Genomic DNA, 21,141 nt, shown 5'->3' on the forward strand with positions numbered 1-21,141 from the left:
GACCAATGGCCAGGTCGAGCGCATGAACCGGACCCTCAAGGACGCGACCGTCAAGCGCTACCACTACGACAGCCACGACCAACTGCGGGAACACCTCGCCGCTTTCCTGGATGCCTACAACTTCGCCCGGCGGCTCAAGACCCTACGCGGCCTCACGCCATACGAAGCGACCTGCCGAGCCTGGGCAGACGACCCAGGCCGGTTCAGATACGACCCAACCCATCTCACCTCGGGACTGAACACCTAGTCAGGTCCCTATGACGCGCAGCCGCTGATTATGTGCGCTCAGTGCCGCTCGCCACTACCACCCGGCTTCAGCGCCCGCTCGACAGCTACCACGCATGAGTGGGTCTCAGCATCTACACCCGCCTTTGTCGCTTAGGGGCGGCATGGCGGTGTCTCTTGGCGGGGACGCCACCAGCCTTTCCCCCACACCCTCGACGAACCGTCCAATTGACCAAAGTCGAGCTAAGTGCGTCCGATTTTCCAGTGGTACTTCTTCGAAGCGGCCGTTCCGCTTTCGACCATACTACGTCACGTTGGATCGCCGATGCGACTGGAACCGGACGTTCGGCTTGGCGCCCCTTGCGGTCATTTAGCCGAAATCTTACGCTAGTCCAAAGCAGCCACAAAAATATTTTGTCGAAGGAGATGGTAGCCCGCCGGCAAGCGCAGGCCACGAACCTCTGTAAGCAGGCCAAGCGTGGGGCCACCCTCCGGTTCTCGCGCGAGCGCGCGGCCCAGGAGGACCTGCGCGCCGAGGAGACCGAGGACCGCGAGCACCTGTTCTCGCTCGTTGAGAAGCTCTCTGCCGAGAATACTGCCCTATTATTGCTCCGCGCCGAGGTCGCCGAAGCGAAGGTTCAGCGCGTCTAATCCCGGCTTAACACGGTCGAGTACAAGCTCGACCGCTTCCAGGCCGAGGAGTTCTGGGACCGTGTCATGCAGGAGATAGCCGAGTTCCCTGTCGAGCGAGGCCTCCTGACGCCGGCCGAGATCCTGCCGGAGCTCAGGGCCGTGACCCACCGCGGCGCCACCCTGCACAAGGAGCCCCTGACGCCAGGCACCTTCAAGAAGAAGATGGACGTCCGAGTCTTTCATGGTCGGTATTTCGAGCCGCTGGACGAGGGCCGCTATGCCCGCAAGGCGGCCGACAGTGTCATCCTTAGGCCAGGACAGAGGCTTGCTGCACGTGGAGCCGGCCGCCTATCGCTTCACGAATCCGATGTCGGCAGAGGCGCCCTTGAGGTGCTCGGGCTCGCGCTCCTTGCGCTCGGAATAGCGGTCGACGAGGTACTCGGCCCGCCCGCGGGTCAAGAACGTGAACTTCATCAGCTCTTCGCAGACGTCCACCACGCGGTCGTACAGTGGCCCCGGCTTCTTGCGCCCGGCATCGTCGAACTCCCTGTAGGCCATCGGCATCGACGACTGGTTCGGGATGGTGATCATCCGCATCCAGCGTCCCAGCACCCGCAGGCTGTTGACCGCGTTGAAGCTCTGCGATCCGCCCGAGACCTGCATCACCGCCAGTGTGCGTCCGTGCGTCGGTCGCACGGAGCCCTCGCTGAGCGGCAACCAGTCGACCTGGGCCTTCATGACGCCGGCCATGTTGCCGTGCCGCTCGGGGCTAATCCAGACCTGGCCCTCAGACCAGATCGAAAGTTGCCGGAGCTCCTGCACCTTCGGGTGGTCGGCAGTGCTGTCGTCCGGCAGCGGCAGGCTGTGCGCATCGTGGATCCGCACCTCGCCGCCCATCGCCTCCAACCTTGCCAGTCTCGCGCCGGATATACGTGCGGTGTCTGGCGGCGCGAGCTCACTCGCTCCGTCGAAAGCCTGGGCGGCAATGCCAGCACCCCGACCATCACGATGAACTCGCCTCCAGTCGTGTATTGATTTTACTGTACGATGCTGGATCGGTTTGCCCACCTAGGCCGTTAGGGGCCTATAGATGGACTCAATGTGGTCGTGCTTGCATTTGCCGGGGAAGCACCCTGAGATGCCTCACAACCAGTTCCGGGTGACGCTAGAAACCCGCGACGGCCGACGCGTCCTCACCGCGGCCGCTGAGCACAAGGCCGCCCTGATGGCCGAATCTGTCCTGCGCCTCTACGCGGGCGAGCCTTTCACGGGCGGCTTCAGTGCCGAGTGCGCGGACCGCGAGGCGAGTTGCCGCATCGCCTTCTGCCTCACGGATCTGGTCCTCGAACTCGATCTGGCCTGAGACCGGATCCGAGACGCCAGGCGCGGATTGCCCCGGATTCTCAGCTGCCAGACCGCGGCCGTTCAACCATCCCGATTCGCGGCCGTCATCCCGGTCGCGAGCGCGTCGGTGTCGAAGTCTCCGACGAGGGCGTTGCAAACCCTACGCGAGCTCGGCGACGAGCACGGCTCGGGCGCGGCTCACCCGGCTTTTCACCGTGCCGGTCTGACACCCCATCACCTCGGCGGCCGCCTCATACGTGAGGCCTTGTGCGCCCACGAGCAGCAATGCCTCGCGCTGAAGCTCGGGCAGCTTGCCGATATGGGACCAGACGGTCTGCAGGTCGGAACCGTGCTCTTGGGCCGCCGGAGCCATGAGTTGCGCCGCGGCAGCGCCATCCACATCCTCGACCTCGCGCTTCCGCTTGCGGCACTCGGTGTAGAACTGGTTGCGCAGGATGGTGCAGAGCCAAGCCTTCAGGTTCGAGCCTGTTGCGAACAGGTTTTGGTGAGCCCAGGCCCGCAGGACGGTCTCTTGCACCAAGTCGTCGGCGCGCGAGGCGTCGCTGATGAGCGTTAAGGCGAACGCGCGCAGCCCAGGAAGCGCTTTGGTCAGCTCCGCGCGAAAGAACAAGGCTCTCTCGCGGCTCTGCCCCTCCAGAGCGGCGTCGAGCTGCGCCACGAGATCAAGCAGACGCTGCGGTATCTGCGCCCATGTCAGCGCTTCGTAGGCGCCGCGCAGATGGGCGCCGAGATGATCCCGCACACCGGGAGGGAGTGAGGCCGTATCCAGGAAGTCGGGTGGTTTCGGCCAGCCAGATGCCGACCCTTCGCTCATCAACCTGTCGGTCAAGACATGTCCTATCAGGACATCCGCCGTACTGCCGAGCCCCGGTCCATCGTGCACGTCGTCCGACGTGACGGCGCGGAACGATGGGCCATCCAGCGATGGCGTCCCGGAAATGCGCGTCTTCAAGCGTCCACCCTCTGCCATAGGCCCCGCCACCTGACTGTACAGTGAACATCTAACCCTGCAAGCCGAGGATCGTTCTGTGAGGCCTGTGCGTTTGTGGTGGCTTCGTTCGGTCGGCAGCGGAGGTTGGTGAGACGAGCAGGAGCCGCTAGGATCGTCGCGTTCAGCGATGCCCGGACCTCGGGCCGTGCCAAACGAGGGGCTGGTCGAGAACGGCGCTCGATCGGGGCGCTGCCGGGGACGGTTTTGGATCGCTCGGGTTGTCGTTCGAAAAGGAACCTCTTGGCAGCGACGATGCCACAAAGTGTAGTCTATCGAATCGAAGACAGGTCGGACGGCCGTTTCGATGTTGTCGTGACGCTCGCATCCGGCAAGGTCTTCAAACGTTCTGGATGCGTCACGCGGGCCGAAGTCGATGTTTGGATCGACGGGTTACGGATCCTGATGGCGGCGGTTGGTGCGCCAGTATCGTCGGCCGACGGCACGTCGCAGGAGGCGTCGCGCCTCGGATCGCAGACGGCGCACGATGCCGATCAAACCACGTCTTGAGCGTGGGCCTTGCCTCCGTCCGCCTCGGAATCTGCTCTTCCACGCACCCGCGCCCCAAGGGCGAACGACGGCCTAAGCTTCGTCGCCCCCGGCCTGGGCGGTGAGATCGCCGAACAGGATCTCGTACGTCATCGGATCGTAGAAGCGCATCACGTTACGGACGAACTCCCGGGGCTCGATTTTCAGCGCCTCCGCCCAGGCCCGGTAGCGATCCGGAGGAATGCGGCCGCGCCCCGTCTCGAGTTGCGAGATGAACGTATAGTATTCCGCACCCACGAGAGCGGCGAGCTGCCGTTGCGACAGGCCCTGCGCTTCCCGCAATTCCTTCAGATACCGCCCACCTTCGCGACGCAGCTCCAGCACCTCCTCCGAGTCCAGGCGTTGGTAATGCGCATACACGAGGTTTTGCCTTCCTGCGTGCGATCGCGGCTGCACGCGGTGCTTATACAGTAAAAGCCATATAGCTGCGACGGCCATCCCCTGTCCAGACACCGGCCGATGAACGTCGTCGCTCCCGCGACGAGATGCTTGGCATGCCTCCGAATGGCCCTATCATGTCGATCTCGGGGACCAACATGGAAGAGGGTGCCGGTGGCCAGCCTGCCATATGGTGTTCCTGATCAGCCGCTCGGGCGTGGCGACGATCGGACCCTTGGCTCAAGGGTGCGGAGGTCGGCGTCCGGTGGTCGCCGGCGCGATGACTTCGCGACGTTGGGTTTTGAAGGCCGCTGATTGCGCCGGTCGATTGCAGGACGAAAGCAGTATGGGCGATCACTCACTGCCGTCGACCTTGACCACCGGCCTGCGCGCGCTTCGACCGGTTCTAGCGACGGCTGTGATCTTCGGATTGTTCATCAATCTGCTGCTCTTCGTCAGCCCGCTGTACATGCTTCAGATCTACGATCGCGTCATTCCGAGCCGCAGTGAAACGACGCTCATCGGGATTACGCTGATCGCCGCGTTCGGCCTTGCCGTTTACGCGACCTTGGACATGCTGCGGTCGCGCCTTCTGGTGCGTGGCAGCGTGATCTTCGATCGGGAGATCGCCGATCCGATCTTCGATGCCGCCCACCGCGGCATGCTGATCCGGCCCGGCGCGCGCCACGACACGGCGCTGCGCGACGTGGATGTCCTGCGCGAGTTCCTGACCGGCAGCGGGATGCTGGCGTTCTGCGACCTGCCCTGGATCCCGATCTTTCTGCTCGCCTGTTTCGTGCTGCATCCTTGGTTCGGCTGGATGGCGCTCATGGGCGGCGGCACGATCCTTGGGCTGACGTTGCTCACCGAGATCGCGACGCGCTGGACACTCAACGCTGCCAGTCAGGCCTCGCGCGAAGCGGGGCAGCAGGCCGCCACCGTCTTCCGGAACGGGGAAGTGCTGCAGGCCATGGGCATGCTGGCGTCGCTGCGCGGTCTCTGGCGTCGGCGCCACGACGACGTCCTGGTCCTTCAGGCCCGTGCGAGCGATCGCGCCGGCCTGATCGTCGCCGGGACGAAGTTCGTCCGCATGCTCCTGCAGACCCTGGTTCTGGGGGCGGGCGCGTACCTCGCCATCCGCCGCGAGATCTCCGCCGGGTCGATGATCGCCGCGTCGATCATCATCGGCCGCACGCTCGCGCCGATCGAGGCCGTCGTGGGCAACTGGAAGGGCTTCACGGCCGCCCGCGCCAGCTACCGGAGGCTGACGGATCTCATCGACGTCGCCGGGCCGGAGACCCGCCGCCTGATGCTGCCGCGCCCGCAGGGCTCGATCCAGGTCGAGAATATCTCCGTGGCGGCACCCGGCTCGACGCGGCCGATCCTCAGCGCGGTGAGCTTCCGGCTCGAGCCCGGCAGCCTCGTAGGCATCATCGGCCCGAGTGCGGCCGGCAAGTCGACCCTCGTGCGCGCCCTGACCGGGGTCTGGCCCCTGCTCGACGGCACCGTGCGCATCGACGGCTCCGACTTGCGTCACTGGGACAAGCAGGCGCTCGGCCAGCACGTCGGCTACCTGCCCCAGGACGTGGAGCTGTTCGACGGCACGGTGGCGCAGAACATCGCGCGGTTCGCCGCCGAGGACGACGCGCGCGTCATCGCGGTGGCCCGGAAGGCGGGCTGTCACGAGCTCATCCAGTCCCTTCCGGACGGGTACAACACGGTGATCGGGCGGGACGGGCACGGATTGTCCGGCGGCCAGCGTCAGCGCATCGCGCTGGCCCGCGCTCTCTACGGTGAGCCGAGCTTGTTGGTGCTGGACGAGCCGAATGCGAGTCTCGACCAAGTCGGCGAGGCCGCGCTGATGCGGGCCGTGGCGGAGCTGAGGCAGTCGGGCACGACGGTGGTGATCGTGACCCACAAGGTGAGCCTGCTGGCCGAGGCTGACCGCGTCCTGCTCATGAGCGGGGGCACCTTGCAGACCGACGGCGCCGCGGAGCAGGTTCTGTCACAGATCACCGGCCCGCGCCCGGTCCCGACCCTGGTGCCGCCTGCCGCTCCCCCGGCGTCCCAGGGCCGCCGGGATTCCGAGGTGCAGCGGAGCGCGGGATAGGCGATGACCCTCTCGCGAGCTGCGATGCCGAGCCTGTCGCCCCCGCAGCGCACGCCTGACGTGGAGCGGGCGGGCGGCGGTCCGACCAACTGGCGCGTGTACGCCGTCGCCGGCTACGCCGTGATCGTCGCGACGTTCGGCGTCGTCGGGAGCTGGGCCGCCACTGCGCGCCTCGACCGGGCGGTCATCAGTCCCGGCATCATCGTCGCGGAAGGCAGCCGCAAGGTGGTGCAGCATCTCGAAGGCGGCATCGTGCAGGAGGTGCTGGTGCGGGACGGGCAGACCGTCCACGCGGGCGACGTCCTGCTCCGCATCGATCCCGTGCAATCGCGCGCCAGCAACGATTTGCTCCGCGGCCAGCTCGACGCGGCCCTAATCCTCGAGGCGCGGTTGCGCGCCGAGCAGGAGCAGGCGCCGGATCTGGTCCTGCCGCCGGAGATCGCGTCGCGACGGAATGACCGGGCCGTGGCCCGCATGATCGACGACCAAGCCAGTCAGCTGTCGGAGCGGCGCGCGTCGTTTCACGCACAGCTTGGGCTCATTCAGGCGCGCGTCACGCAGCTGAAGACCGAGATCGCCGGGCTCGCGGTCGAGAAGGCCTCGGTCGAGCAACAGGTCGCCCTGATCCAGCAGGAGCTGGAAGGCCTGCGCGGCCTGCGCGAGAAGAACCTCATCCCGCTCTCCCGCGTCCTGATGATGGAGCGGGAGCACGCACGCCTCGCGGGTGTGATCGGGCGGTCCGTGGCCGAGACCGCCAAGGCGCAGAACGGCATCAACGAGGCGGGGATGCAGGCGGCGCAACTCAAGCAGAAGCTCCAGGAGACACTAACGGCACAGCTTCTGGACGTCCGTCAGAAGAGTTCCGAACTGCGCGAGAAGCTGATCGTTGCCCAGGATATTCTCCGGCGGCACGAGGTCCGGGCCTCGCATCAGGGCGTCATCCAGGGATTGAAGGTCTACACGATCGGGCAGGTGATCCGCTCCGGCGAGCCGCTGATGGAGATCGTCCCGACCAACGACCGGCTCGTGATCAGCGTCCAGTTCGCGCCGAACGATCTGGAGGCCGTCCATGCCGGCATGCGCGCCGAGGTCAAGTTCCCGGCCTTCCAGACGCGCCGCACGCCCGCCATCTTCGGAACGCTGACCCTGGTCTCGCGCGATCGCCTGCTCGATGAGGGGACGAAGCAGCCTTACTTTGCCGGCACGGTCGAGATCGACGATCACCAATTGCCGGACGACGTACGGCCCCGTCTCCTGGCGGGCCTGCCTACCGAGATCGTCGTGTCAGCCGGCGAGCGCACGGCGCTCGACTATCTGGTTGCGCCGTTCTTCGAAGCCCTCGGACACGGTTTCCATGAGCGTTAAAGCCTGTTCGTCAGTCCACGTGCGGAAGTGAGGTCCCAATGGGTGCGGTCATCTCCTTCTTCCGGCCCGCATCGACCAGCCAGGGCGGCTGGTCGCAGCAGGAGCTCGCGGAGTTCTACCGCGTCGAGGCCGCGCTGATCCGGGCCGGCCTGCAGATCGGCAGCGAGCAGGGTCTGAGCGACGAGGCGGAGCCCTGGTTCGTCTTCTGCCGGCCCGACGGCGACGCGATCATGCATTTCGCCCGGATCGACGGCAGCTACTTCATTGCCTCCGAAGTCTTGGACAGCCCGATGCGGGGCAGCGACTTCCGTGTCCTGATCAACCAAGTCGCCCAGCGCTACCCGGAACTCCTTCCAATCCCGCAAGGAGCCGACGGAACGAAGCTCTCGGTCCATCCGGCCGCCCTGCTCGCCGCTCTCGTCGCGGCTGCGGCTTTGAGCCTGTCACCCCATAACGCGTTCGCGGCTGACCAAGAGCACGCGGGCGACGGCCCGGTTCCGGCCGGTCCATCGGGCCAGACGCTCCAGCACCGGGCGGCGGGCGCCGGAGATTCCGGCGACGCCGATGAGCGCGACAGCCATCGCAAGCAGTTCGGCGTCATCGTGTTCTCCGCGATGGTCTTCGCGGCCGATGCCTTCGCTGCCGACCATGGCGAGCCGGCGACGGAGCCGGGCCTGTCCTTCGGCTCAGCGGGCGGCAACGCTGTCGCCTCGTGGGAGCAGGGCAGCGTCCCGGTGCCCGCAGGCGAGGCGATCCGCACCGCGAGCGCGGGTGTGCCGCTCACGTCCGGCGCGAGCGGCCAGGCAGCGAGCGGGACTGCCGGTTCCACGACGGCCGAGCCGATTTCGGCCGCGCCCTCCCAACCGGGCAGCACCGATGTCAGAGCCATCGGTCCGGGACATCCGACGCTCGTGCACGGTCCTGCCTGGGCAGGCCTGGAGCCCGCATATCAGGCATCGGCCCAAGCGGCGGAGGCGGGCACACCCCGAACCGCAGGGTCGTCAACGTCCCCGGAGGCCTGGTCGGACGCCGGTGCGGCCGCATCGGGCAGCGCCGACGGTGCGGGGCAGGCGGGCCCGTCGCCCGCCACAAATGGTGAGACCGCGTCTCAGCATCAGAGCGCAGCGCAGACAATCGGGCATTCAGCGCCCGAGACGCCGTCATCGCCGATCGACGGGGTCACTGCGACGACGCAGGCCGACCTGACTCGTTTGGCGCCTGCGCGGAGGGAGGACGGGACCGGGGGACAGGAGCACGCCGCTCGGGGCGGCCCCGCTCCAGAGGGAGAGGCCTTGAGTGCCGCGAACGCGGTTGGAGATCCGGCTCATCCCGGCAGAAGCGAGCCGGATCAAAACCGGCCCGGCGCCGAGGGTCATGGCGGCGCCAACGGCACGAATGCGGGCCATCAGTCCGGCGCGTCGCAGGCCGATGCGAACGGCGCGGATCCAGGCTCTGCTCAGGCCGACGGGTCGCCCGGCAAGAGCGGCGAGGCACCGGGTCAGCTCAAGGAGGCCGGATCGGTCACCCATGGTACCGAGGGTCACGGTGCGGCCAACGGCGCGAACGCGGGCCATCAGGCCGGCGCATCGCAGGCCGATGCGAGTGGCACGGATCCAGGCTCTGCTCAAGCCAGCGAGACACCCGGCAAGAGCGGCGAGGCACCGGGTCAGCTCAAGGAGGCCGGATCAGCCACGCACGGCGCCGAGGGTCATGGTAGGGCCAACGGCGCGAACGCGAGCCATCAGTCCGGCGCATCGCAGGCCGATGCGAACGGCGCGGATCCAGGGCACGTCCAACCCGGCACCGAGGCTCAGGGCGCGCCTCACGCCAACACTGCTGCGGCGGCAGATCCTGGGCCGCACATAAGCTCCGGGCAGCCGGTTGATCCGCCAGGTTCGGGCGCATCGCCCGCCGTGAGCGGTGGTCAGCCGTCCTCCGTCAGCCAGACATCCCATGCCGGTGGGCAGAGTCAGGCGCAGCCGCTGGCAGCGCAGGTCGACCCAGCCGGAAACCTCGTGTTCTCATCCGATGGCCAGCGCGGGCTTGCTGCCGCGCCAAGCCACACACCGGCCGAGGCTGGGTCGCATGGCAACGTCGAGCTGATCGGGCTTTCGGATCAGGGCACGAACGCGCACCACATCGATCTGCACTCCTGATGGCGCGGTCGAGCACGCGACCGCTCGGGAGCTTCAGAGCCGGCTGGACGTGGACCCTTAATTAACGGAGCCGGCCGGTCGCTCTGCGGCGGCCATGCCCGGATCGGGGAGTTCGCGGTCCATGTCGCGCCTGTGGGACAAGATGCTGTTCCGCATCATCGCGAAGGCCCATGCCTTCAAGTCGTTGCTCGAGCGGTATTGATCCTGGCTCTGCCAAGCCCTGAGAAGCGTCTCTTGGACGAGGTCTTCGGCCTTCTCTGCCGCCTGCGTGACCGATCTCGCAAAGTGCCTTAGTTCGGGCAGCAGCCGCAGAAGGTCATCGCGAAACACGTCCGGGTCAGGCGCCGGCTCCGCATCCGCCCGATCGATCTGCCCATGCAGGCTGTGCAGGCGAAGGTCCGCGGTGCAGGTTTGGGCGCGCGGCAAGTCCGGCCGACCTTCGACCTTCGGATGCGGCGGCGTTCCGCTTTCATCAGCGCAGGGCTGTGAATGGGTATCTGGATGGAGCGGCATGGGGTGATTGATCCTGATCTCACCATGCAAAATCGTACAGCGAGTATACGATAGAGGTTTGCTGTATGGCTAGCTGCGCATACGCGCCCGGCGTTCTGCTGCCACCCGTTGAAGGTGGTGGTGCGCCTGTCGGCTTCCCGGCGCGTGCTGGATGAAGCGGACGCCGCTGTGGCGACCATTCCCGATTATCCCCGGACGTTGAAGCATGCGTATCGACAAGGCCGGGAGGGGATGAGGGGCGAAAGGCACAGCTCTTTTCACCTGCCTCTCGCACCGTGAAGCAGACCGCTGGTCAGGCCGGCGTGGATACGGAGCGTTGTGGCGTCGTTTAGATGCGCCTGCTCATGTTGCGGCCATTCATGCCCTCGCACCAGCAGCTGCCCTTCTTGACCTTGCCGGTATGGCTCGTCGCCATGCTGTTCTTTCCGCACATCATCGCGCCTTTGCCTCCGCCACAGCAGCTCATGGCCAAGGCGGGGGCCGCACTGAGCATTAGCAGGGCGGCAGTGGTCACGAACAGGCTTTTCACAGGACGTCTCCTCTCAGCTCAGCGGTCCCGGCGGCAACGCTGCACCTTGCCATCGTGGCAACGTCAACCCGCTTCATAGGGGCACGCTCGCTGCCCACCCACCGCAACATCCGGGCGTGATCGACGCCCCGCTCGGTTGACGGGGCCGGAGCAGGGTTCCTTCGGACCGCTGGTCAGGCGGTCAGGATCGCCCAGCCCTTTAGGCCGAGGCTCACCCGCACGCCGCCCGTGTCGCTGACGAGTTGACCCTCTCCCATTTCGATGCGCTGAGCCTCCGGTGCGGGCAGCGATACCGGCTCATCTCGCCGCGCAGCAGTTTCCAGAGTTGGGGAACTCGTCGAGCGAGGTCCGGTGCAGCACCTCACCGATGGTGGTGATGCGCGGGTCGTCGGTGAACTCGTTCGTGGCGGCCCATTCGGCCCGGGACTGCGGGTTAGCGGAAAGATGTGCGGTCAGCACCGCCCCGCCGTCGGTGATTACGGAGCGGAACCTTAAGCAACCGAAGCGGCGCCTGTGACGGCCCACGCGCACGTGCCGGTGGATCGGCGGGTTGCGGTCTCCGGCAAACACCAGACCGGCAATCAGCAGCAAGAGCGGCAGCAGCAGGAACAGCGCGCTGGCCGCCACAGTGATGTCCAGCCCGCGCTTGGCCGCCCAGGCTGCTTCGAGTCAACTGAGGGCCCTAGTTGGATCGGAGTAAGCGTCCGCTTTTGCGGTATGCCCACTCCGAAGCGGCCATTCCGCTTGCGGCCAGCATCTGCCACCACGAAGCGCCTGCCTGAACGTCTCAGATGGGTGGATTGCCGCCGGTCCGCTTTCGGGCAGTAATCGATGGAAGCGGCATCGCCTGAGTGCCCAGTCACGACCCTTTGCGGAACCTGGGAGCGTCCGCTCTTAGGCTCTCGTGAAGCAGCGTCAGACGACTGGGCTGGGTGTTTTTCTGCCGGTCCGCTTTCGCGTGTCTTTGGGCGAGAAGCGGACGGCAGAGGATACGCTTCTCGCCGTATCAGCGTTGATCAAGGCGCTGCTTGGCTTCCGCCGCGACTGGGGTGAACAGGTTGACGAGCGTGCCGTCCGGATCGCGCAGCAAGATCRAGCGGTTGCCCCACGGCATCGTCGTTGGCGGCTGCACCACCGCCACGTCGATGCCAGACGTGAGCCGCGCGTGTTCTACATCCACGTCGCCAACCCGAAACTCGATGATCGCGCTTCGATTGGCTGCGGCCTCTGCGACATTGTCGCCACCGAACAAGGCTAAGGTGCGCGTGCTCCCGATCGCCAGCGTCGCGCCCGGCGTGTGGATCTCGGCAAAGTCAGGCGTGTAGCGCGTGGCGGCAAGCCCCGTCACGGCTTCGTAGAACCCGACCAGACGGTCGACATCGGCGGTAATGATACGGGTAGAGGCGAGATGCACTTCGTTCTCCTGAGCAAGCGCGGCTTTGCGACCGCCGGAGATGGGCGTAACTGAACCCTGCTGACACCATCCTGTCAGCATGGATGAGCCGATGCGTCGCGCAGATCGCCTGTTTCAGATCATCCAAATCCTGCGCCGCTCGGTGAGGCCGACCACGGCCTCGATGCTGGCCGCCGAACTCGAAGTGACGGTCCGCACGGTCTACCGCGACGTGGCAGATTTAATCGCGCAGCGCGTGCCGATCCGGGGAGAAGCAGGGATCGGCTACGTCCTCGACCGCGACTACGACATGCCGCCGCTGATGCTTAGCGCCGACGAATTGGAGGCGGCAGTGCTTGGCGCGCAGTGGGTCGCGGATCGGGGTGATCCGGGGCTTGCAAGCGCGGCGCGCGATCTGCTCGTGAAGATCGCGCACGTTGTACCCGACCATCTGCGCCCGTTCATCGCGGATCCGAGCGTCGGCGCTACTCTCGCCCGCGACAGGTCCGTCGATGGGCTCGATATGGCCCGGCTGCGTGCTGCGATCCGCGCGGGGTACAAGGTGCGCATCCACTACCGCGATGAGGCTGGCCGCACGAACGAGCGCGTCATCTGGCCGGTGATCGTCGGCTACGCCGATACCATCCGCCTGCTTGCCGCGTGGTGCGAACTCCGGCAAGCCTTCCGCCATTTCCGGGCCGACCGCATCGAGGCAGCGGTCTTTCTCGATGAACGCTTCGAGCGACGGACCGGCGATCTCCGGCGAGATTGGAAGCGCCACTTCGAGATCGAGCGCGGCGTTCGCCTGCCCTGAATATCTGGCTGTGGGTCGTAGCGCGAAACATTCAGAACGGCGAGGCCGGGTCGGATGCGGTACGTCCGCTTCCCGGCAAAGAGCCAAGGTCTGCTCCCCACCCCGAGCCGAAGTTGGCGGACGGCTGAGGAACGACCGCTTTGGAGAAGCGCCAACGACGGTCCGAGCGGCTGGGTTGGGTCGGAAGCCGCCCATAGAATGGCCAAGCTGGTGAGTTCAGACCCTAAGGTTGCCCGACCGTGTCGGCGGCAAATGCCTTTCGAGATCCCAACGGCCTCGGTTGTCCAACGGTGCTATCCCGCGCCGTCTGCCGTTCCATCTCGGAGTTCAGTTCAGCACCAAGAAGGACGATGACTATCGAGATCCAGATCCAGGACATGAAGCCAATGCCAGCTCCGAGAGAGCCATAAATTCGGTTATAGCTGTCGAAGGTTGCGACATACCAAGAGAATACGGCCGACGCGCCTACCCATCCGCTCGCCGCAACGGCACTACCCCAACTGACCCATCTCCACTTTGCCTCACGACGGCTTGGGCCATATCGATAGACAAGCGAAAGGCCGAGGCTAACGAGGAAGATCAGGGCTGGCCAACGCATGATCCGGATCACTGTCTCCGTTCGTGCACCAAAGCCGATCTCGTTCAGAAGAATGGGAACGCCCACCACGATGCCGATAGCGGCCACTGTGACGATGGCTCCGGTCGTCGTGAACAGGAAGGTGGTCGCGTAAACACGCACCAGGGTTCGATTCTCGCGCTCCCGATAGATGACGTTCAGTGCGTCGAAGAGGGCGACAACCCCTGAGTTGGCGCTCCAAAAGGCGATGAAGAAGCTGAGCAGTGAGGCCGTGCTGAGGGTCCCTGTGCCCTGTTGGGCAACGTGCTGAAGCTGGGCCGCAATCAGATCGAGAACGCCGTCGGGTAGGACCCCTTTGAGCACGCTTAAGTGCTGGCCAATAACAGCAGGATCTGCGAACAAGCTGTAGAGTGATACGATCGTCGCGATGCCTGGGAACGTGGACAGAAGGGCGAAGAAGGCAACGCCACCAGCCGTTGAGAGAACACGGTCGCGAGGGACCGCCCAGAAGACCCTCTTAAGAATGTCCCGCCATCCAGCGGGAGGTATTTCGGACGGCTGGGCCGCAGAGCGGCCATGGCCAGGCTCACGAGCCCGCTCTTTCGCTATCCTGATTGTTTCCTCATCGGGAACACGCGTGCTTACCGAACGCCAATCATCACCGTCTGCCTCTTCTCGGTTCATGAGACGGCTCACAGTGCGAAAGCGGGCTCTATGTCGAGCTTAGCCACCTTCCCCTCAATGGGCCAATAGGCCCATCGTTCGAGGTTTCCGTGTGCCTATGGCTGATGGGTCTCACCTGTGAGAGCGGCCCGCTCCAGAACGCTTGAGGCCGAAGGCTTCTCTGCCAACGGGCGTGATGACGTCATGCAAGCAGCAACGCCGTCACTAAACGGCATGCCCATCTCGGCTCCTATCTGCTTGGATGGACGGCGTTTCGTATTCGAGTCAAATCCGCTCCCGACTCTCTGCCGACCGCGGAAAGGTCCGTTTTCCGGCCGCATGACCGACAGCGGGTTATGACTGCAGCGGGTGGATTGCCGGCGGTCCGCTTACGAGCAGAAAGGCATCGAAGCGGACGTGACTGCCTCGCCCACTTCCGACCCTAAGCGGACCTTTTGATGGTCTGCTTGCCGGCGGTCTGAGCGGCACTGGAGTACCCAGCTCGCCCATTCGCGCTTTGGCGGTGTCCCGTTTGATCAAGTCATCCGGCTTGACCTCAGTATACTGTGCCGCTTACGCCAGTTCGGCGTTCGAACAGGAAGGCCCATGTCGTCTTCTGTGTCGGCAGGCTCGCCCGGACAATCAGGCTGGACAGCGGGAGACCAAGATCCCAGCGCCAACGGGAAGCCGTTCGCTGTTGCCTTGAGCCGTCCTGGGGTTGGGCAGGCGATTTACACTGCCCTTGTCGAACTTGGTGCCGATCCCCACGACCTCCTCGCCGAATTAGGGCTTGATCCCAGCCTCTTCGATAGCGGCAAGCTCGTCCCCTATGTCACCCTCGGCCGCCTGATCGCCCTCGGAGCCGAGCGGACGAACTGTCCTCATCTCGGGCTGCTCGTCGGCCAGCGCGCCACCCTGGCTTCGCTGGGATGGTTGGGCTTGCTGATGCGCCACTCGGACACCGTCGGCGACGCCTTGCGGGCTCTCGAAGCGCACTGTGGTACGCAGAACTGGGGCGCGGTGGTCGGGCTTGGCATCGACAGCGACATCACTGTCCTGAGCTACGCCCCCTATGGTCCAGAAGCCGGGAGCGCTGCCATCCATTCAGAGAGAGCGCTCGCCACGATGACCAACGTGCTTCGGGCGCTGTGTGGGTCTAAGTGGGCTCCGGAGGAGGTTCTGCTTCCGCGCTATCAGCCGCGCGACACAACCGTCTATGACCAGTTCTTCAAAGCGCCCGTCCGGTTTGATCAAGAGGCTGCTGCCTTAGTGTTTTCGGCCGAGCTTCTTGAGCAGCGTATTGCCGGTGCAGACCTCACTGTCCGCCAGAGCGCAGAAGACCACGTTAGCCAGCTTGAGTTTAAGCAGTCATCCAGTTTCACCGATGAGCTTCGCCAATACCTTCGGACCCAGGTAACCCGGCAGCGCTGCCATGCAGAGCGTATGGCGCGCATGCGGCTGGTCACGCGACGCACCTTGAGTCGCCGCCTGAAAGCCCAGGGAACGACGTTCACGAAACTCGCCGACGAGGCACAGTTCCAAGTGGCACGGCAACTCTTGGCTGACACCAGCATGAGCGTGACGCAGATTTCAACGGTCCTGAATTTCTCCGAACCCGCCGGCTTCACACATGCCTTCCGACGCTGGGCGGCCATGACGCCAAGCGCGTGGCGGCGCGAGAATCAGCCATCGGACGCAGCTAGGCTCCCGAATGCCCAAAACAGACCGGAGAACCCACGCTCATCATCCCGGGCGAGCAAGCCGTGTGTGACGGTCAAAGCGGCTGATTTGGCAACAAAAGGGGCCTCGATGAGAACCGAGCGTGTCATTGCGGCCGTTGCGCTCGGGCTAGGCCTTGCCATCTTGGCCGGAACGCCGGACGCATGGGCGGTTCAGGCCGGCTTGTCGGAATATCAGGGTACCTGGGTGTTGGATGGACGCGGCTGCGCGGATGTCTATGCCTCCGACGGAAAGGCGACGGCGTTCAAGAAACCGGTCGATATCTTCGCGCCCGCCTTCATGATTTCTGGCAGGCGTCTGAGAACCCCGATGGCATCGTGCCAAATCAAGTCGGTCCGGCCAGTCGGGGATCGCCAGCTTCTCCTCCTTGACTGCATGAATGCCGTGGCTGGTAACGAGGTCAGGGTTCTCATGGCGCCTGCGGCCGGGGCTCTCAAGCGCTACTACAATGACCAGGATACGATCGGGGTCGGCTACCAGCGCTGCTCACGATGAATCGCGAAAGCTCTGGTTGACCGCACCGTGAAGTTCGACGCCCGCTTCGGCGGGCTCGGCCAAGCTTTCTGTGCGTCGGCAATTGGCAAGGCTGAATGTCTGCTCTCGGGCGGCAACTCAATGACGGCTCACCACTCCAAGCCGAAGTTACCGAGTGGCCGACGAATGGCGGCTTTCGGGAAACGCCAACGGCCGTCAGTAGGGCCGACTTGGGTCGTTAGGAGGCCGTCTGCTTTTCCGGCCGACCGTCTCCGAAGCGGCCGTTCCACTTACGGCCAGACTCCGTCACACCGGTTCGCTATCGCGCGCAGAACCGGACGTTTGGCTTGGCGCCCAACCTGGTCATTCAGTTGGTTGGGGCGACATCTCCGAAGCAGACGCTGCGACAGCTCAGCTTGTAGGTCTGGGTCGCGCCAGCTCCAGACCTAAGGAAGTGCCATGTCGCGAGCCAGCGACCCTGACTGACGAGAACGGCATCGCGGGTGCCGAGGGCGCTTAGGCCGGCGAGAGCGGCTCGGACAGAACGCGGCGCATCACTGCTATCTATTATGGCCAAGCGGGTGGCCGAAACGGTCAAGCAAAGACCCTCATTTCGCGCCAAGACTCATGGTGACCAAGACGTGACCACGAGGCTGCTGCATGAGGCTGCTGAAGGAGCCCCTGCTACACTTTCTCGTCCTCGGCGGACTGCTGTTCGCTGCCCACGCCGCTGTCAGCCCAGGCGAGGACAAGGCTCCGATGGCTCCGGCCGTCAGGATCACCGAAGCCGACGCCGAGTGGCTGAAGAAGATGTGGACACGCCAGTGGCGGCGCCCACCCACGGGCGAGGAGCTCACGCGCCTCATCGCGGACCACCTGCGGGAAGAGGTACTCGCCCGCGAGGCGAAGGCGCTGGAGCTCGATGTCGGCGACACGGTCATCCGTCGCCGGCTGATGCAGAAGATGGCCTTCCTCCTCGACGATACCATCCAGGTGGCCGAGCCCACTGAGGCCGAGCTGCGTGCGATGTATGAGACCCGTCCGGATGTCGTCCGCACCCTGCTGCGGGTGTCGTTCACACAAGTCTTCTTCCGCCGTGAGCACGGCGACGACCGCGCCCGCGCCCCACTCGCAGCCCTGTTGGACGGTTCCGCAGTGCCAGAGGAGCAGGGCGACGGCCTCTTGCTCGGCGACAGCTTCGCGGACCAGGACGAGCAGGCGCTCGGCAACCTTTTCGGCCCCTCGTTCGCGCGGACCGTCCTCGGCCTTCCAGTCGGGCGCTGGTCGGGGCCGGTCGAGTCCAGCTACGGGCTACACTTAGTGAAGGTCACGGCGGTGTCACCCCCCAAAGCCCGCCCCTTGGCCGAGATCCGCGAGCGGCTCACGGAGGAGTGGCGCCGCGAGCGGCAGGAGGCAGCCCAGACCCAGCTTCTTCAGGGACTGATGCAGAAGTACCGGGTCACCGTCGACCCGGCCGTGCGTCCGCTCCTGGGGCCTCTCGCCGAGCAGGTGGAGGTCCGCCCGTGAGATGGCTTGCGATCCTTGCCGCGCTGACTGCGTTCCTGTTGCCGTTCTCTGGCTATGCGCACGAGGTCCGGCCCGCCTATCTCGACTTGAGCGAGGACCGGCCCGGCGAGTTCAGTGTGCTGTGGAAAACCCCGATGGCGGGCGAGATGCGCCTGGCCCTGGACCCCGGCTTCTCCGGCCCAATCGAGGTCCTGGCCCCGGTCACGGCCCGTCGGACGGGCGAGGCCGCCGTTCAGACCTGGCGCCTGCGGGCAGACCGCCTGCGCGGCCAGACGCTGCGCATCAAGGGCCTGGAGAGCACGCTCACGGACGTGCTCGTCCGCGTCTCCTTCGCCGACGGCAGCACGTGGGTCGAGCGGCTCACGCCGCGGCAGCCGGACGCCCTGATCCCGGCCCGGCCGAGCGCCTGGAGCGTGGCGGGCACGTACCTCGGCCTCGGGGTCGAGCATATCCTCACAGGGATCGACCATCTGCTGTTCGTGCTGGCCCTGCTGATGCTCACGACGGGAACGTGGCGGCTGGTGAAGACCGTGACGGCGTTCACGGTGGCGCACAGCATCACGCTCGGGCTGGCGACGCTCGGCATCGTCCACGTGCCGCCCAGGCCCGTCGAGGCGGTGATCGCGCTCAGCATCGTGTTTGTGGCGGCCGAGATCCTGCACGCGCGCCGGGGACAGGTTGGTCTGGCGGCGCGCATGCCGTGGATCGTCGCCTTCGCCTTCGGTCTCTTGCACGGGTTCGGCTTCGCCGGGGCGCTGAGCCAAATTGGCCTGCCGGAGGGCCAAATCCCGGTGGCGCTGCTGTTCTTCAATCTCGGTGTCGAGGCCGGCCAGTTGCTGTTCATCGCGGGCGTGCTGGCCCTCGTAGCGGTGGCAAAGCGCCTCCGGGTGGCGTGGCCCGCCTGGGCGGAGACGGTGCCGCCCTACGTCATTGGCACCGTGGCGATGTTCTGGGTGATCCAGCGTGTGGTTACGTTCTGAGCCTAGTGCCGCGGCCCGCGGACAGGAGGTCAGGTCACGGAGGTTGAGCGAAGGGAGGAAGACATGGTGAGGGTGACGTGCAAACGGTCGGTCCTGACGATCCTGATAACGCTTGGCGTGATCGCGCCGGCCAGGGCCCAGGACGTGGGCTCCCCGTCGCGGGAGCAGATCGACAAAGTGCTGCCGAAGCCGCCGTATTCCCCTTACGCCAACCGCGAATTCCCCACGCGACCGTTCTTCGGCGACACCCATCTGCACACCTCGTTCTCCTTCGACGCGGGCGCCTTCGGGGCGCGGCTCGGGCCGAAGGACGCCTACCGCTTCGCCCGCGGCGAGCAGGTGACGGCCTCGTCCGGCCAACCGGCGAAGCTCTCCCGTCCGCTAGACTTCCTCGTCGTCGCCGACCACTCCGACAACATGGGCTTCTTCCCCGACCTGTTCGCCGGCAAGCCCGAGGTGCTGGCCGACCCGACGGGCCGGCGCTGGTACGACATGATCCAGTCCGGCAAGGGCGCGGACGCGGCCCTTGAGATCATCCTGGCCTTCTCACATGGCACCTTTCCGAAGGGTCTCATGTACTTGCCCGGCACGCGATCCTATCGCGGCGCTTGGCAGGAGACGATTGCGGCCGCCGAGCAGTACAACGAGCCCGGCCGCTTCACCGCCTTCATCGGCTACGAATGGACCTCGAACACAGGTGGCAACAACCTGCACCGCAACGTCATCTTCCGCGACAACGGCGACAAGGCGAGCCAGATCGAGCCATTCACGACCCTCGCGCCGCTGGGCAGCGACAACCCGACGGAGCTGTGGAAATGGATGCAGGCCTACCAAGACAAGACCGGCGGCAGCGTGCTGGCGATCTCGCACAACGGCAATCTCTCGAACGGCCTGATGTTTCCCACCGTCGAGGCCTTCGGCAAGAAGCTCGACCGCGAGTATGCCGAGACGCGCGCCAAATGGGAGCGGCTCTACGAGGCCTCGCAGACCAAGGGCGACAGCGAGACGCATCCATTCCTGTCGCCCAACGACGAGTTCGCCAACTTCGAGCGCTGGGACTTCGGCAACCTCGACGGCAGCGTCTCCAAGACCAAGGAGATGCTGGAGTTTGAGTACGCCCGCTCGGCCTTGAAGAACGGACTCAAGCTCGGGCAGACGCTGGGCGCCAATCCCTACACGTTCGGCCTCGTCGGCAGCAGCGACGCGCATACGGGCCTCGCCGCGATGGAGGAGGACAACTTCTTCGGCAAGACCACGCCGCAGGAGCCCAGTCCGGAGCGCATGCGCGCCACCTTCTTCGAAAACCCGCAGACCCACATCAAGGTGATGGACTGGCAGGTCTCCGCCTCGGGCTATGCCGCCGTGTGGGCGAAGGACAACAGCCGTGCGTCGCTGTGGGACGCGATGCAGCGCCGGGAGACCTACGGCACGACGGGTCCACGGATGATCGTGCGGTTCTTCGGCGGCTGGGACTTCGTCCCGCAGGATGCCGAGAACCGGCTTCCCGCCTATACCGGCTACACCAAGGGCGTTCCGATGGGCGGCGAGCTGCGGTCTGCACCGCCGGGCAAGGCGCCCACCTTCCTGGTGGCCGTGCTGAAGGATCCGCTCGGCGCCAACCTCGACCGCTACCAGATCGTGAAGGGCTGGCTGGCGAAGGACGGCACCCCGCAGGAGAAGGTCTACGACGTCGCCTGGGCCGACCCCGTAAGGCGCAAGCCCGGCGCGGACGGCAAGCTGCCGCCGGTCGGCAACACAGTCGACGAGGCGAACGCCACCTGGACGAACACGATCGGCGCGCCGGAGCTGGCGACGGTGTGGACTGACCCAGACTTCGACCCCGGCCAGCCGGCCTTCTACTACGGCCGAGTGATCGAGATTCCGACGCCACGCTGGACGGCCTACGATGCGAAGCGGTTCGGAACGCAGCCCTTGCCGGGCACGCCCATGACCATCACGGAGCGGGCGTACACCTCGCCGATCTGGTACACGCCGCAATGATAGGACGGCATAGTGGTCCGGGCATACTGCGGAAAAGGACTGGACGCACCAGTGTCCGGCTCTGATCCCTGATCGCTCCAGTCCTGTCCGATAAGATGGGATATCGCTGGCCGACGTCGAAGGTCTGGAATGGGGCACTTTGAGCCCACCACCCGTGACGC

The 21,141-nt window shown here is 65.6% G+C and carries 19 protein-coding genes and 1 pseudogene; 11 read left to right on the forward strand and 9 right to left on the reverse strand.

What is annotated here, in order from left to right; all coding sequences use genetic code 11:
- Positions 1-247: integrase core domain-containing protein (locus tag ACXJKQ_RS00005; RefSeq protein WP_456686759.1), on the forward strand; the 247-nt coding region annotated here is incomplete at its 5' end.
- A gap of 581 nt (positions 248-828) precedes the next feature.
- Here ACXJKQ_RS00005 and ACXJKQ_RS00010 read toward each other — a convergent pair.
- Positions 829-1,101: a hypothetical protein gene (locus ACXJKQ_RS00010; RefSeq protein WP_457103717.1), complete on the reverse strand. Its 273-nt coding sequence runs from the start codon at positions 1,099-1,101 to the stop codon at positions 829-831.
- Between the two features lie 105 nt (positions 1,102-1,206).
- Positions 1,207-1,764, reverse strand: a pseudogene (gene arsH / locus ACXJKQ_RS00015) (arsenical resistance protein ArsH); the annotation flags it as partial.
- 232 nt (positions 1,765-1,996) lie between these two features.
- Here arsH and ACXJKQ_RS00020 point away from each other — a divergent pair.
- Positions 1,997-2,221: a hypothetical protein gene (locus ACXJKQ_RS00020; protein ID WP_457103718.1), complete on the forward strand. Its 225-nt coding sequence runs from the start codon at positions 1,997-1,999 to the stop codon at positions 2,219-2,221.
- A 141-nt stretch (positions 2,222-2,362) separates the two neighbouring features.
- On the opposite strand, the gene ACXJKQ_RS00025 is transcribed toward ACXJKQ_RS00020, so the two are convergent.
- The gene (locus ACXJKQ_RS00025; protein WP_457104051.1) at positions 2,363-3,037 is read right to left on the reverse strand and encodes a sigma-70 family RNA polymerase sigma factor; all 675 of its coding nucleotides are present in this window, start codon (positions 3,035-3,037) and stop codon (positions 2,363-2,365) included.
- 417 nt (positions 3,038-3,454) lie between these two features.
- On the opposite strand from ACXJKQ_RS00025, the gene ACXJKQ_RS00030 reads away from it, so the two are divergent.
- Entirely contained in the window at positions 3,455-3,721 is a 267-nt protein-coding gene (locus ACXJKQ_RS00030; RefSeq protein WP_457103719.1) for a hypothetical protein, read from the forward strand.
- A 72-nt stretch (positions 3,722-3,793) separates the two neighbouring features.
- Here ACXJKQ_RS00030 and ACXJKQ_RS00035 read toward each other — a convergent pair whose 3' ends face one another.
- Positions 3,794-4,120, reverse strand: coding sequence for a helix-turn-helix domain-containing protein (locus ACXJKQ_RS00035; RefSeq protein ID WP_457103720.1), 327 nt, complete (start codon positions 4,118-4,120; stop codon positions 3,794-3,796).
- A 364-nt stretch (positions 4,121-4,484) separates the two neighbouring features.
- Between ACXJKQ_RS00035 and ACXJKQ_RS00040 the strand changes: the two genes are divergently transcribed.
- The 3 genes from ACXJKQ_RS00040 to ACXJKQ_RS00050 all read left to right on the forward strand — a co-directional run bounded on the left by ACXJKQ_RS00040 (position 4,485) and on the right by ACXJKQ_RS00050 (position 9,769).
- Positions 4,485-6,248: a type I secretion system permease/ATPase gene (locus ACXJKQ_RS00040; RefSeq protein WP_457103721.1), complete on the forward strand. Its 1,764-nt coding sequence runs from the start codon at positions 4,485-4,487 to the stop codon at positions 6,246-6,248.
- A gap of 3 nt (positions 6,249-6,251) precedes the next feature.
- A complete protein-coding gene (locus ACXJKQ_RS00045; protein WP_457103722.1) occupies positions 6,252-7,613 on the forward strand; it encodes an HlyD family type I secretion periplasmic adaptor subunit in 1,362 nt (453 codons plus the stop codon).
- A gap of 230 nt (positions 7,614-7,843) precedes the next feature.
- Positions 7,844-9,769, forward strand: a complete 1,926-nt coding sequence (locus ACXJKQ_RS00050; RefSeq protein ID WP_457103723.1) for a hypothetical protein — start codon at positions 7,844-7,846, stop codon at positions 9,767-9,769.
- Positions 9,770-9,826: 57 nt separating this feature from the next.
- Here ACXJKQ_RS00050 and ACXJKQ_RS00055 read toward each other — a convergent pair whose 3' ends face one another.
- From ACXJKQ_RS00055 to ACXJKQ_RS00070, 4 genes are all read right to left on the reverse strand, one after another.
- Positions 9,827-10,282 (reverse strand): sigma-70 family RNA polymerase sigma factor, encoded by a 456-nt coding sequence (locus ACXJKQ_RS00055; RefSeq protein ID WP_457103724.1) that lies wholly within the window; start codon positions 10,280-10,282, stop codon positions 9,827-9,829.
- Between the two features lie 328 nt (positions 10,283-10,610).
- Positions 10,611-10,811: a hypothetical protein gene (locus tag ACXJKQ_RS00060; RefSeq protein WP_457103725.1), complete on the reverse strand. Its 201-nt coding sequence runs from the start codon at positions 10,809-10,811 to the stop codon at positions 10,611-10,613.
- A 297-nt stretch (positions 10,812-11,108) separates the two neighbouring features.
- Positions 11,109-11,438, reverse strand: coding sequence for a sugar transferase (locus ACXJKQ_RS00065; protein WP_457103726.1), 330 nt, complete (start codon positions 11,436-11,438; stop codon positions 11,109-11,111).
- A gap of 379 nt (positions 11,439-11,817) precedes the next feature.
- Positions 11,818-12,225, reverse strand: a complete 408-nt coding sequence (locus tag ACXJKQ_RS00070; protein ID WP_457104052.1) for a VOC family protein — start codon at positions 12,223-12,225, stop codon at positions 11,818-11,820.
- 91 nt (positions 12,226-12,316) lie between these two features.
- On the opposite strand from ACXJKQ_RS00070, the gene ACXJKQ_RS00075 reads away from it, so the two are divergent.
- Positions 12,317-13,018 (forward strand): helix-turn-helix transcriptional regulator, encoded by a 702-nt coding sequence (locus ACXJKQ_RS00075; RefSeq protein WP_457104053.1) that lies wholly within the window; start codon positions 12,317-12,319, stop codon positions 13,016-13,018.
- Between the two features lie 223 nt (positions 13,019-13,241).
- Here ACXJKQ_RS00075 and ACXJKQ_RS00080 read toward each other — a convergent pair whose 3' ends face one another.
- Complete coding sequence (locus ACXJKQ_RS00080; RefSeq protein ID WP_457103727.1) at positions 13,242-14,279, reverse strand: YihY/virulence factor BrkB family protein; 1,038 nt, start codon at positions 14,277-14,279, stop codon at positions 13,242-13,244.
- A 585-nt stretch (positions 14,280-14,864) separates the two neighbouring features.
- On the opposite strand from ACXJKQ_RS00080, the gene ACXJKQ_RS00085 reads away from it, so the two are divergent.
- From ACXJKQ_RS00085 to ACXJKQ_RS00100, 4 genes are all read left to right on the forward strand, one after another.
- A complete protein-coding gene (locus ACXJKQ_RS00085) occupies positions 14,865-16,493 on the forward strand; it encodes an AraC family transcriptional regulator (RefSeq protein WP_457103728.1) in 1,629 nt (542 codons plus the stop codon).
- A gap of 639 nt (positions 16,494-17,132) precedes the next feature.
- Positions 17,133-17,999 (forward strand): peptidylprolyl isomerase, encoded by an 867-nt coding sequence (locus ACXJKQ_RS00090; protein ID WP_457103729.1) that lies wholly within the window; start codon positions 17,133-17,135, stop codon positions 17,997-17,999.
- The gene (locus ACXJKQ_RS00095) at positions 17,996-18,979 is read left to right on the forward strand and encodes a HupE/UreJ family protein (protein ID WP_457103730.1); all 984 of its coding nucleotides are present in this window, start codon (positions 17,996-17,998) and stop codon (positions 18,977-18,979) included. The genes ACXJKQ_RS00090 and ACXJKQ_RS00095 overlap by 4 nt, the downstream gene beginning before the upstream one ends.
- Before the next feature lie 63 nt (positions 18,980-19,042).
- Positions 19,043-20,980, forward strand: a complete 1,938-nt coding sequence (locus ACXJKQ_RS00100; RefSeq protein ID WP_457103731.1) for a DUF3604 domain-containing protein — start codon at positions 19,043-19,045, stop codon at positions 20,978-20,980.
- Positions 20,981-21,141: the final 161 nt, after the last annotated feature.

The organism is Methylobacterium sp. P5_C11 (assembly GCF_054049775.1).